Below are 12,244 nucleotides of genomic sequence, written 5' to 3'. Positions count from 1 at the left end.
TGTATGAACAGGAATAATTTGGTATAAAACCTTGATGATTACAATGCCTGCTTATGGCATGGGGAAATTTCTCGTTTACCATCAATGATCTATTTCGGTCAATTTTTTCGTTTTTTCTTCCACATCGTCCGGGTTCACTTGAATTCTGGCAACACCAGATTCCATTGCTGCCTTCGCAACACTTGATGCAACTGCTGGTGCAACACGGCTATCAAATGGTGCTGGAATTACATAATCTGTGTTTAATTCCTCTTCTGTAATCAAAGACGCAATTGCTTCTGCGGCGGCAACTTTCATTTTTTCATTGATCCGCGTAGCCCGTACATCCAGTGCACCACGGAAAATCCCCGGGAACGCCAAGACATTGTTTACCTGGTTTGGGTAATCAGATCGTCCGGTTCCAATTACTTTAGCGCCGGCTTCTTTTGCATCCTCTGGCATAATTTCCGGGTTAGGATTGGCCATTGCGAAAATAATTGGATCGTCATTCATCTTTTGAACCATTTCTTTGGTTAATAGTCCAGCAACAGATACACCAATAAACACATCAGCACCTTCAAGGACGTCTTCCAGGTTTCCTTCCTTCTTATCCTTATTTGTCATTTTGGCCACTTGTTCCTTAACCTCGTTCATTCCGTTTGGTCTGCCTTCATAAATGGCACCGCTGGAATCACACATAATCATTTCACGAACACCAAAATGATGCAGCAGTTTTATAATTGCAATGCCCGCAGCTCCCGCACCATTTGCGACTACCCGTATTTCCGAAAATGACTTTCCGACCAATTTCAGCGCATTGATCAGTCCGGCAACCGTTACAATTGCTGTACCATGCTGATCATCGTGAAAAATTGGAATACTGGTTTCTTTTTTTAGTTTTTCTTCAATAATAAAGCAATTTGGAGCGGCAATATCCTCAAGATTTACTCCACCAAATGTTGGTTCCATCATTTTTACAGCTTGAACAATATCATCGATGTTGTCCGAATTCAAGCAGACAGGGAATGAATCAACCCCTGCAAACGTTTTAAAAAGCACAGATTTACCTTCCATAACGGGGAGAGCTGCTTCCGGACCGATATTACCAAGTCCCAAAACAGCGGAACCATTACTGACAACTGCAACCATATTACCTTTCATTGTATAATCATAGACAGATTCTTCTCGATCGTGAATTTCTTTACATGGTTCGGCAACCCACGGAGAATACGCCAGGCTTAAATCTCTGGCGTTTTGTACTGGTACCTTGGGCGTGGTAGCCAATTTCCCTTTGTTATTCTTATGCAAATGCAGTGCTTCCTCTCTTAAATTAGCCACAGATTATCCGCTCCTTTTGCCTTGATTTTTATGATATAGTGGTCTGACCATTCGATTATTTAATTATAACAGATGGTGATATCGTGTAAAGCATAATGGAAAGTACAATCAGTTCCGTTTTTCCAATACAACGTTTTCCTCGCCAAAAAAAGCACGTATCTTTGTCATACAAGCACTTATCGGGTTAATATTGTACGTGTTTTGCAATTGGTAGGTTTGCTTTGTTTCAACTGTATAAAGAATGATTGGTGTGTTACCTGGAAAAGACTGAGCTATCTCAGCCATTTTGTTTAAAGCCTCCTCGCTGTTTCGCGCACTTACCTTGATAAAAAGACGTTCAGGCTGATTGATAACTGCTATTGTTTCGTCAAACGGATACACTTCAGATACAAGCCATTGAATCCGATTATTTCTCGATTCAATTTTTCCTTTGATTGCAATTAATTTTTCTTCCTCTAACAATGACCGGTTCAAGCGGAATACATCTGGAAACACAACAGCATCCATATCACTTGTTTCATCACCAACCGTTAAAAAAGCCATCGGGTCTCCCCGCTTTGTCCGGATGATCTTTATTGATTGGATAATAACTGCGCTTTTCACCCCGCGTTTCCCAATCATTTGGTAAACATCTGCCAATGTAGCATACCCATGACTTTTTAAGGCGCGACGATAGGCTGCAAGCGGGTGGCTGGTTACATAGATTCCCAGCAATTCCTTCTCATTTGCCAACTTAGTTATTGTAGAAAGATCCTCCATCTCCACGTAGCCTGCCTCCAGCTCAATTTCACTTTGGAATAATGACGGCTGATCCTGAAATTCATGAAATAACTCTCCTTGTTCCAACGCCTGATCAATCGATGCCAACAAACTGGCACGATTGTCATAAGTGTCATCGAACGCACCCGCCAATATTAGCAATTCCAATATTTGACGATTTACGCTATGAGAAGAAATCCGCATACAGAAATCAAATATATTTTTAAATCGGCCGTGTTTCCTTACCCGAATAATTTCTTTGACTACTTGATTGCCGATTCCTTTGATCGATAATAGCCCCATACGGATGTTGTTCGATTCCACGGTATATTTCCCGAAACTGGCATTTACAGAGGGTGGCAATATTTCCAAACCATACATTTTTGCTTCCTTGACATACGCCATCACTTTATCCTGCTGATTGGTAACTGAGCTTAAGAGTTCGGAAAAAAAACTAACAGGGTAATGCGCTTTTAAATACGCAAGTTGATAGGCAATCATACTATATGCGACCGCATGACTTCGATTAAAACCATAGTTGGAAAATTTGACGATCCATGCAAAAATTTCCTCAGCAACATTCTGGTTGTATCCATTTGTCAGACAGCCTTGGATAAAGGCCTCTTTTTGTTTCTCCATTACCGTTTCTTGTTTTTTACTGACAGCACGTCGCAAAATATCTGCTTGACCAAGTGTGAATCCAGCAATTTTATGGGCGATTTGCATAATCTGTTCCTGATATACCAAAACCCCATATGTATCCGCTAATATTGTCGCCAAATCCGGATGTGGATAGGTTATTTTTTCCTTATGATGCTTACGGGCAATGTAGGTTGGAATGTATTCCATCGGACCCGGACGATAAAGCGCATTAACAGCGACAATATCCTCAAACGATGTCGGTTTTAATTTCATTAGAACTTCTTTCATACCTTGTGATTCTAATTGGAAAACGCCATTTGTCATTCCTTTTTGTAATAATGTAAATGTCTTTGGATCATTTTCCGGTAATTCATTTAAGCGAATGGTTTGTTTCGCCGTATAATGAATCGTTTGTACGATTCGCTCTAATAAAGTTAAATTACGCAAGCCCAAAAAATCCATTTTTAACAATCCGATTGCTTCCAGATCGTTCATCGGATATTGGGTCAATCGGGTATCATTCGCCCCGATTGTTAACGGGACATGTCTCACAAGTGGTTGCTCGCTGATCACGATCCCGGCAGCATGGGTTGAAATATGTCGCGGCAAGCCCTCTAATACAGTTGCGATAGCGAATAATACTTTTAGTGTCTCCGATTGCTTAATATATTGTTTTAATTCTACCGATTCCCGTACATATGCTACTAGCGATTTATGAGGGTGGACAGGTACCTCCCTTAAAATAAATTGGGCATCCTCTTTATCAATCTTCATGGTTTTGATTAATTCCCTCAGCAGCGAACGGGCAGCAAATGTGCCAAACGTAATGATCTGAGCCACATGTTCACTGCCATATTTGTTCCGCACATACTCAATCACCTCTTCACGTCTATGGTCGGAAAAATCAACGTCAATGTCTGGCATTGTTACACGTTCCGGATTAAGGAATCGCTCAAATAATAAATTGTATTCAAGCGGATCTATCTCGGTAATTCCTAGCACATAAGCAACAAGTGACCCCGCAGCAGATCCTCGTCCCGGGCCCACCATAATATGATTTTCCTTTGCAAATGCAATAAAATCAGCAACAATCAGGAAATAATCACTAAACTGCATCGATTGAATCACATGCAATTCGTAATGCAAACGGTCAGCAACCTTGTTTGTAACCGTGGAATATTTATTTTCAACATTCCGCCAGCACACCTTTTCCAAATAGGTATGTGCATCCATTTGTTCCGGGACTGGATACGACGGAAGCATTCTAGTGGTAAAATCAAGGGTTACTGTACACTGGTCACTAATTCGTTTCGTCGCAGTTAATACCTCCGGCCAATCGGAAAAAGCCTTTTCCATTTCGGATGATGAACGTAAATGGTGGCCCTTCAAGTTTGGGTCCGTTACATAAAATGGCCATGATTCACCACGTTTGATTGCTTGTAAACAATCAAGGGCAATATCGTCTTTTTCATGTAAATATCGGACATCATTGATAGCAACAACAGGTGTTGAATATTGCCCCATATATGTTTTTAAGGCAAGGTGAATTTCTTTTTCGGACACATAACCATAACCAGCAACACCCAAATAAAAATCACCTTGTGAAAAACACGTTTTCCATGATGCGATATATTGGTGCACATCAGTTAGTGATTTCGTTTGCAGCAGTCTGGCAAGCTGCGAATCTTTGGCAGGCAAAATGCCAATCATGTCATATGTGTAATGGTGTAATTCATGTTGTTCGATCTTCGTGTATTGGTTTGTTTGGAGGTAAGTAGATAATGCAACAAGCTGCTGATAACCTTGATTGTTTTTCGCCAGCAGAATGCAGGTTTCCGTTGTTTGTTCATCAGTCGTCACGTAAACAGTCATGCCAATTATCGGCTTAATCCCTGCTTTTTTACACGCCTGATAAAATGGGATTGCTCCATACAATACCTGTTCATCGGTCAATGCAAGCGCAGAAAATGAAAGCTCCTTTGCCCTATTGACCAATTTGTCGATCGTTATGGTGCTATTCATCAAACTATATCCGCTTCTCACTTGTAAATGTGTAAAAGATGACATACAATCCCGCCTTTTCTATCTCTAAGAATTATTATAGCGAACATATCGCCGGTATGCATGTCCCAAGTATTTTCCGCTTAACATATCTTGTCCTGCCCAAACATATAATGGGAAAAGCATAGGATAAGGGAGAGCATATCAATGGAGGAACGTTTCATCGCTTCATTCATTCATTGTTATTTTATCGCGTTCGGTGTGCTAATTGGCGGTACAATTATCGGTAGCATCGGATCATTTGCTACTGGGGATGCCCCGTTTACTGCGATGAGTCATATAGCCAAACGATTAAGAATCTGGGCAATTGTAGCAGCAATTGGCGGAACGTTTGATGCGATCGCCAATTTTGAAAAAGGGCTGCTTGACGGTCATACAATAGACGTATTCAAGCAAGTACTATTAATCCTGTCTGCAATGGGAGGCGTCAAAACAGCAATTATCCTTATTAGCTGGTTCATTCAGGAGGATGTAGACTGATGCATATCCCACCTTATCACAAAAAGGCAGTTTGGCAGCGATTTTTCGTAGGGGCGCTGATTGGTGGGGTTATTGCCTATTGTGTTTTTGCCTACATGTATAATTCCATGTACCAGCGTCTGTTTGAAACCAACCTGGAATTACAATCACAAGTGACCGAACTTAAAAACCAGAATGAAGCATTATTGGAGGATAAAAAGGATTTGGATGAGAAAAACGAAGAGCAATTAACCATCGAATCCATGGAGGTCACCATTGCAAATGCTAAAACCTTAAAGCTTAGCCAATTGGTCGTCTATCAAATGGAGGAAATGATCAAAGAAGAACTAAAACATGTAATCGGCCAAAAAGTAAGTATTGTTTCAGAGAGTGACCAACTTCTAACCAGTACGATCGAAAACAAAGAATTCGCCATTGAGGATTTCAACTATTATTTTACCGTAACAAAAATAACATTTGCCAGAACGTTAAAAATAACCGTGACAGCAAAAAACAATAGTCCTGCGTGAATGTTTTGTGAAATTTATAAAAATTTATAGCGTAAGTTTCCCGCTTTTTGTATAATGAACATATAGAAATCATCCACAAAAAATCGCGAAAAGGGTTTCATTTATTTTACCAGCTTCATATACTACCTTTATGGAAAGGAGTGGTAAGCATGCTTATCATGCCAGAAAATCAAATTCGCGATGAAAAGATTAAGCAACTTAAATCCGGGCAAACGGTCTATGCTGAATCCAGTGAGTTAATTCGCCTGATCAAGCGTCAAATCATTAAACAACAGTTACAAGTTGTTTATGACCAAACGGACGCAGGATGCTGGTTTTTACCACTTCAGGAAAAAGTGAGCAGCTAATCGTAAAGTCCAAAGAGCGAATCAATAAACTGTGCTGATTTCCCACTATGGAAACCAGCACTTCTTTAGATTTATATTACCTATCCCTGGTAGTTTTTACATACCCTTTCCAAATCACGGACAACCCGCTCTGTCTCTTCCCAATTGGCAACGGTAGCCCCTGCAGCCATTGGATGACCACCGCCGCCAAACTTTGCAGCAACGGTATTCACGACCGGACCTTTTGATCTTAGTCGAACACGAATATCGTTCGCTTCTTCAATAAATATAACCCAAGCCTTAATCCCCGAAATATCGCCCAATGTACCAACAATTTGACTTGTTTCCTCCGGTTTTATGCGGTATTCACTCAATAATTGACTGGTTATTTTAATACTGCACATTCCTGAAGGTGTCAGGGTATAGTTTTGTAATATGTATCCCTGTAGGCGGGCAATGTTTTCATCCATCTGATACATGCCATCGTAGAGTTGTGTCCGATCAAATGAATAGGTTACAAGTTCAGCCGCATATTGAAAGGTTTTCTTCGTTGTACTTGGAAACAGAAATCTCCCTGTATCTCCGACAATCCCGCCATAAATCAATCTGGCAGCTTCATTGTTCATTTGATAACCCGCTGCTTTTGCGTGGACATATAAATCGTAAATAATTTCACTAGTTGAGCTTGCCTCGGTATCCACCAAGACAATATCACCGTATGGATCAACATTTGGGTGATGGTCGATTTTGATCAATTTATCACCTTTATCATAGCGGGTATCATCAATTCGTTCAGTATTGGCAGTATCACATACAATTACCAATGCCCCTTGGTAGACATTGTCATCGATCGTATCCATTCGTGCAAGAAATGTAAGTGACGGGTCTTCTTCCCCAGCTAAATAAACTTGCTTATTTGGATACGTTTGTTTGATCAACTGTCCTAATCCAGCTTGTGATCCGTATGCATCGGGATCCGGTCGGACATGACGGTGAATGATAATGATCCCATAATCCTCAATCGCCTGGATGATTGCGTCAAAATTCATCGTAAGTTCTCCTTCTGTTTTAAGTTTATTCTGGCTTAATTCATAAAAACAAGCTACAATAGATGTTAGTTATCGCAGTTACTCATGTCTGCAAAACTAATACAGGAGCGAAAATTCTGATGGTCATTCTACCAATTATTGTTGCGATTGCACTTGTTTTATATATTTATTACAAGGTTGCCGTTATACGAAACAAGGATAAGCTAACACAAGCCTATTTTAACGCAAAATCCCGGATATGTCTTGGTATATTTGTGCTTGTATTTGGCATTAACCAATACTTATATTATCAAACCAAGCTCTCCCTGTTCATTGGGATAATTTTTCTGATTCTAGGGGGCATGCAGCTTAATTTGGGAATAAAGGAATCCAAACACTACCGCAACGAATGGAAACGTCTGTACCCTAACGGGAATGAAAGCTGATTATCATCCGATAGTCAGCTTTTTTCATGTAATACACTAAATAACTGCAAGGCAAAATCCGTTTCCAAGCCCGATTAACGGTCAATAAGCTGCGCCATTAATAACCCTTTCCCGATTAACTGCTGATCATTATACACTTCGACATCGATTTTTGCATAAATTCTTCCTACATCAACCAATCGCGGTTTAATCATAACCTTGCTGTCAATTTGTACTGGTTTCAGAAAGTATACCGTTATATTCTCCACAACCAGTTCACCCCGTTTCGCCTGCAACAGCAAACGACTGCTTGCTTCAGTGATCAATGATGTAAATACCCCGTTCGATAACGTACCAAGCTGGTTTGTCATTTGCGGGGTTACTTCAGCTTGAAAAACCGACTCTTCCCCCTCAACAGTGCTAATGGTTGACGATACAATATCATCGATGGTGTCGCCAATTTGTGGCTGCCGCTGGATTTGCTGCAGCGCCTTTAAAACGTCCTGCCGGGAGATAATTCCCCGCAGTTCATGGGATTGGTTGACGACAGGGACCAGTTCAATGCCTTCCCAAACCATCATATGTGCGACATAGGCAAGCGAGGTTTTTGCCTGTACTACGGTAGGGTTTTTGGTCATTACTTTTTCGATCAATGTGTCCGGACTTTTGCCGATAATGTCTCTTGAGGTTACCATTCCAGCCACACGGTTCTTTTCCCCCACAACCGGAAATCTGGAGTGCTCCGACAGTTCATTCAATTCGTACCATCGTTGTAAAGGATCCTTCGTATTTAAATAGAAAGATTGTTCAAGCGGTGTTGAGATGTCTTCTACAAAAACGATTTCTTTTTTAATTAACTGGTCATAGATGGCCCGATTAATCATGGAGGCCACCGTAAACGTGTCATAACTTGTTGACATGATTGGAATTTGCTTTTCATCTGCCAATGCCTTGATATGATCAGCCGTGTCAAACCCGCCTGTTATTAACACGGAGGCACCCGCTTTGATGGCCAATTCATGGGCTTTAACCCGATTACCAACAATCAAAAGGGAATCTGCTTCCGTGTAGCGCATCATTGCTTCCAGCTGCATTGCCCCGATCAAAAATTTATTCAAGGTTTTGTGCAGGCCTTCCTTTCCCCCCAAAACCTGTCCATCTACAATATTGATCACTTCGGCAAATGTTAATCGCTCAAAGTTTTCTTTTCTCTTTCGCTCGATTCTTATGGTTCCAACGCGTTCGATGGTACTTACCAGCCCTTGATTTTCCGCTTCTTTTATCGCCCGGTATGCGGTGCCTTCACTTACATTTAAGTCTTTGGCAATTTGTCGTACGGATATTTTATTGCCTACTCCTAACGCCATAATATGTTGTAATATCTGCTCATGCTTTGTTGCCATTTGTTCACCGACTTTCAACTGTACTAACCATTATGATTTTTCTTTATTATACAGTTGATTTGGTTTCACCTCAATATTTTAGCGTTTGCCGCTCTCTAACACGTTCCTGTTCCATAACCGGCGGATTGTTCATTTGTAAAAGCACAGCAAGGTTCGCACCAACTACCAGCAAGAAAAACAGCAGCCAAAGCCCCCAAAAAATGAATTCCAATTGAGACGAGGCTTCAGGGATATATGGCCAGGCAAAATATAGAAAAAAACCTGCCAATAATAAACGCAAAACTGCATAGTGACGCATCATTAATCACCTCCATATGCTTATAGTTTATGAAGGAGATAATTATTTCATGCTTGTACACCATATACGCTGTTACCAACTATGAAAATAATTGCATATACCAGTTTATAAGGGAATATCCATCAAAATAGCTGATGATCGCTGCTACAACAATGTATGGACCAAATGGGAAAGGCTGTCGGCGATTAATTCGTTTCAATAATAGCAAAAACAAACTAACAATGGCACCAATCATACACGATAAAATGAAAGCCAGCATCACTTGTTTGACTCCTAGTACAATGCCAAGTACACCGAATAATTTCATGTCGCCAGCGCCCATACCACCGCGGCTAACAAGAATGATAACAGCAATTAGAACAAAGGCAAGGATTCCACCAACGATAGAGGACCACCATGGATGAAGAGGTTGAATGACACGCAGGATAATAAATAGTGGTAAAAAAAATAGCAAGACACGATCCGGAATGAGCATATAGCTGATATCAGCAACCAAAATAATGACAAGCATGGACATGAAGCAGATGGCAATGACGAGTTCCAACCCCAACCCATGCCGGAGATAACTATATGCAAAGAGCAATCCAGTCAGAACTTCTATGACCGGATACATTAGCGAGATAGCTGTATGGCAATGTCTGCATCTTCCTAATTGCTTCAGGTAGGACAGAACCGGCACAAGCTCATACCAGGAAAGTATATGCTTACATTGCGGACACATGGATCGATCGTTCGCAAATGACAGTTTTGCCGGTAATCGTAATCCGACAACATTAAAAAACGAACCAAAGATAAGACCCAGTGTAAAAAATAAGACCGTTATTTGTACAGTCATTTTTCGCGTCACATCCAATACTATAGAACTATAACTATAGTACTATATAGTGACCAAAAAATCTACTAACTTTACTAAATACTGCATAGTAATAAAAAATTGGGGCTCTTAACCCAAAATTGGAATTTAAAAAACGCAAGCCATCAAATAAGGCCTGCGTTTGTATGTTTTTCTTTAAAGTTCCATTGATTCACCGATCTCCAACACTTTTCCCTCTCCGGCTTTAACCTTGTCAGCGAACGCACCAGCATCTTGTTCAATTAACGGGAAAGTATTATAGTGTATTGGAACAACTGTTTTTGCCTGAATCCAATCCGCAGCAACTAGTGCATCTTCCGGACCCATGGTAAAGTTATCGCCAATTGGTACAAAGGCAACATCGATATCATTTCGATCACCAATCAACTTCAAATCGGAGAACAGTCCGGTGTCACCGACGTGGTAGATTGTTTTACCCTCAACAGTTAATAAGATTCCAGCAGGCATTCCCGTGTATATAATACTGCCATCATCCTCAGTATAGGAAGAACCGTGAAATGCTTGAGTTAGTTTCACTTTTCCAAATTCAAATTGATGTGCCCCGCCAATATGCATTGCGTGGGTGCGGAGTCCTTTTGTAGCCATATAATTGGCCAGTTCATTTGGTGCTACAACCAGGGCATCATTTCGCTTGGCAATATCTACTGTATCGCCAACATGATCATTATGCCCATGTGTAAGCAAAATAACATCTGCTTTAACTGTGCTGGCATCCAGATCACACTTGTCATTACCGGAAATAAATGGATCAAATAATATCCTGTGTTTCGACGTTTCAACAAGTACAACGGATTGACCATGGTATGATAACTTCATGTCTATCTCTCCTTCTCTTTTTGCTCCAATTATATATTTCGATAAAAGTTACATATATCCTCTACCCGTTTTATGTTTTTTTCATGCGTCGATTAAAAACATTTTAACGTATCATTTTATTCTCTTCCCATCTTCCGTTTTAAGGCAGCCAATTCATCATCAATCTTTTTATCGCTGTTCAATTCCTCAAATTCATCTTCCAATGTACGGGAAGTACGCAGATCTTCACTCGTTTCTGCTTCGGCCTCATACTGCATTACCTTTTCCTCCATACGCTCAAAACCCTGTTTCGATTCGTCACTGCCAATTGCAGACATGGTTCGATTCATTTTCGTCCTTGTCTTTGCTGATTCAGCCCGAGCTTGCAATGTATCTTTCTTTAATTTCATTTCCTGATATTCCTTCTTCATCTCGGCAAGCTTATCACGGGATATTTCTGTATCAGCATTAGCTTGCTCCCATGATGCAGTCAACGCCTCTGCCTGTTGTTCATGTTCGTGCTTATCCTCCAGCGCACGGCGCGCCATGTCATCATTACCGGCCTCAATTGCTTGTTCTGCTTGTTTTTGACGTTTTTCAATCAGTGTCAATACATCATCTTTTTTACGCTTTAACATCTTTTCATTTGCCATCTGCTTGGCAACACCAGTTTCCACTTCACGGATGTCCTCTGCCATATCCCGCATAAACTGGTCAAGCATTTTCACCGGATCTTCTGCCTTGTCAAGGGATGCATTCAGTTCCGATCGCACTAAAGTAGATACTCGTTTAAAAAATTTAAACATATGCCGACCTCCTATTTTATTTTGACACCATTTATTCGGCACAAATTCAACGGCTATATAACAGCCACCCCCTGCCAAAATACCAATCTTTGTTAGGTTGGGCCTGGTGTACCGGAAACATACATACCAATATACCGAAAAATAGCGCGATTGTATCAATCTATACGAATCGGATGTAGCAAAGGTTTCAATTTTTAGAACAAAGGCGTAAGCGCCCGGTTAGCAACGTACAAACTGGAGCACTTCGCAATGAGATAAAGGAAACACGGTGAGCTGGAAGCGAACCGATGTTGACTTATCGTAGTGAAGAAGTGTGAAGTTTGCTAGTTGCTGGGCGCTGGAGCCAGACGTGGCCTGCTTTGTCACGAGCTGAATAAAGCCTAGATTTTTATATTTTCTTTACTTGTCAAAAAAGGAGACTATCCAATGTGGAATTAGCCTCCTTCAGCATCATTTATTTCTCCAATAGCGTATCGGTAGAGCTATAATCTAAACCATGTGCCTCAGCTACAGCCTGATAG

At 40.8% G+C, this 12,244-nt stretch carries 12 protein-coding genes; 4 read left to right on the top strand and 8 right to left on the bottom strand.

Going from position 1 to position 12,244, the window contains the following annotated elements:
• Positions 1-81: 81 nt before the first annotated feature.
• Together ystJ and dnaE are read right to left on the bottom strand one after the other, a co-directional pair.
• The gene (gene ystJ / locus O2S85_RS07270) at positions 82-1,317 is read right to left on the bottom strand and encodes an NADP-dependent malic enzyme (protein WP_269412003.1); all 1,236 of its coding nucleotides are present in this window, start codon (positions 1,315-1,317) and stop codon (positions 82-84) included.
• A 108-nt stretch (positions 1,318-1,425) separates the two neighbouring features.
• Entirely contained in the window at positions 1,426-4,785 is a 3,360-nt protein-coding gene (gene dnaE / locus O2S85_RS07265; RefSeq protein WP_269412002.1) for a DNA polymerase III subunit alpha, read from the bottom strand.
• Positions 4,786-4,926: 141 nt separating this feature from the next.
• On the opposite strand from dnaE, the gene ytrH reads away from it, so the two are divergent.
• The 3 genes from ytrH (at position 4,927) to O2S85_RS07250 (ending at position 6,115) form a co-directional block, all read left to right on the top strand.
• The gene (ytrH, locus tag O2S85_RS07260; RefSeq protein WP_269412001.1) at positions 4,927-5,259 is read left to right on the top strand and encodes a sporulation membrane protein YtrH; all 333 of its coding nucleotides are present in this window, start codon (positions 4,927-4,929) and stop codon (positions 5,257-5,259) included.
• Positions 5,259-5,768 carry a sporulation membrane protein YtrI gene (gene ytrI, locus O2S85_RS07255; RefSeq protein ID WP_269412000.1) on the top strand — a complete coding sequence of 170 codons (510 nt, stop codon included), beginning with the start codon at positions 5,259-5,261 and terminating at the stop codon, positions 5,766-5,768. Before ytrH ends, ytrI begins: the two co-directional genes overlap by 1 nt.
• A gap of 149 nt (positions 5,769-5,917) precedes the next feature.
• Positions 5,918-6,115, top strand: coding sequence for a YtzJ family protein (locus O2S85_RS07250; protein WP_269411999.1), 198 nt, complete (start codon positions 5,918-5,920; stop codon positions 6,113-6,115).
• An 80-nt stretch (positions 6,116-6,195) separates the two neighbouring features.
• Here the strand turns inward: O2S85_RS07250 and O2S85_RS07245 are convergent, their stop codons facing one another.
• Positions 6,196-7,143, bottom strand: coding sequence for a DHH family phosphoesterase (locus tag O2S85_RS07245; RefSeq protein WP_269411998.1), 948 nt, complete (start codon positions 7,141-7,143; stop codon positions 6,196-6,198).
• 119 nt (positions 7,144-7,262) lie between these two features.
• Here O2S85_RS07245 and O2S85_RS07240 point away from each other — a divergent pair, with 119 nt between their 5' ends.
• Positions 7,263-7,568, top strand: coding sequence for a YtpI family protein (locus O2S85_RS07240; RefSeq protein WP_269411997.1), 306 nt, complete (start codon positions 7,263-7,265; stop codon positions 7,566-7,568).
• Positions 7,569-7,642: 74 nt separating this feature from the next.
• Here the strand turns inward: O2S85_RS07240 and O2S85_RS07235 are convergent, their stop codons facing one another.
• From O2S85_RS07235 to O2S85_RS07215, 5 genes are all read right to left on the bottom strand, one after another.
• Positions 7,643-8,950: a DRTGG domain-containing protein gene (locus O2S85_RS07235; protein ID WP_269411996.1), complete on the bottom strand. Its 1,308-nt coding sequence runs from the start codon at positions 8,948-8,950 to the stop codon at positions 7,643-7,645.
• A gap of 70 nt (positions 8,951-9,020) precedes the next feature.
• Positions 9,021-9,251 (bottom strand): hypothetical protein, encoded by a 231-nt coding sequence (locus O2S85_RS07230; protein WP_269411995.1) that lies wholly within the window; start codon positions 9,249-9,251, stop codon positions 9,021-9,023.
• A 76-nt stretch (positions 9,252-9,327) separates the two neighbouring features.
• Complete coding sequence (locus tag O2S85_RS07225) at positions 9,328-10,083, bottom strand: prepilin peptidase (RefSeq protein WP_269411994.1); 756 nt, start codon at positions 10,081-10,083, stop codon at positions 9,328-9,330.
• A 174-nt stretch (positions 10,084-10,257) separates the two neighbouring features.
• Complete coding sequence (locus O2S85_RS07220) at positions 10,258-10,938, bottom strand: metal-dependent hydrolase (RefSeq protein ID WP_269411993.1); 681 nt, start codon at positions 10,936-10,938, stop codon at positions 10,258-10,260.
• 116 nt (positions 10,939-11,054) lie between these two features.
• The gene (locus tag O2S85_RS07215) at positions 11,055-11,723 is read right to left on the bottom strand and encodes a PspA/IM30 family protein (RefSeq protein WP_269411992.1); all 669 of its coding nucleotides are present in this window, start codon (positions 11,721-11,723) and stop codon (positions 11,055-11,057) included.
• Positions 11,724-12,244 lie beyond the last annotated feature (521 nt).

Source organism: Lentibacillus daqui (genome assembly GCF_027186265.1).
GTDB lineage: Bacteria > Bacillota > Bacilli > Bacillales > Amphibacillaceae > Lentibacillus_C > Lentibacillus_C daqui.
The sequence above is the reverse complement of the archived record's forward strand: the minus strand, read 5'-3'. Positions and strand labels throughout refer to the sequence as shown.

What these genes read in the sequence shown, in the direction of transcription:
- ytrH (WP_269412001.1), top strand. Translation starts at nt 4,927, where the DNA reads ATGGAGGAACGTTTCATCGCTTCATTCATTCATTGTTATTTTATCGCG.
- dnaE (WP_269412002.1), bottom strand. Translation starts at nt 4,785, where the DNA reads ATGTCATCTTTTACACATTTACAAGTGAGAAGCGGATATAGTTTGATG.
- O2S85_RS07215 (WP_269411992.1), bottom strand. Translation starts at nt 11,723, where the DNA reads ATGTTTAAATTTTTTAAACGAGTATCTACTTTAGTGCGATCGGAACTG.
- O2S85_RS07225 (WP_269411994.1), bottom strand. Translation starts at nt 10,083, where the DNA reads ATGACTGTACAAATAACGGTCTTATTTTTTACACTGGGTCTTATCTTT.
- O2S85_RS07240 (WP_269411997.1), top strand. Translation starts at nt 7,263, where the DNA reads ATGGTCATTCTACCAATTATTGTTGCGATTGCACTTGTTTTATATATT.
- O2S85_RS07250 (WP_269411999.1), top strand. Translation starts at nt 5,918, where the DNA reads ATGCTTATCATGCCAGAAAATCAAATTCGCGATGAAAAGATTAAGCAA.
- O2S85_RS07230 (WP_269411995.1), bottom strand. Translation starts at nt 9,251, where the DNA reads ATGATGCGTCACTATGCAGTTTTGCGTTTATTATTGGCAGGTTTTTTT.
- O2S85_RS07220 (WP_269411993.1), bottom strand. Translation starts at nt 10,938, where the DNA reads ATGAAGTTATCATACCATGGTCAATCCGTTGTACTTGTTGAAACGTCG.
- O2S85_RS07245 (WP_269411998.1), bottom strand. Translation starts at nt 7,143, where the DNA reads ATGAATTTTGACGCAATCATCCAGGCGATTGAGGATTATGGGATCATT.
- ytrI (WP_269412000.1), top strand. Translation starts at nt 5,259, where the DNA reads ATGCATATCCCACCTTATCACAAAAAGGCAGTTTGGCAGCGATTTTTC.
- O2S85_RS07235 (WP_269411996.1), bottom strand. Translation starts at nt 8,950, where the DNA reads ATGGCAACAAAGCATGAGCAGATATTACAACATATTATGGCGTTAGGA.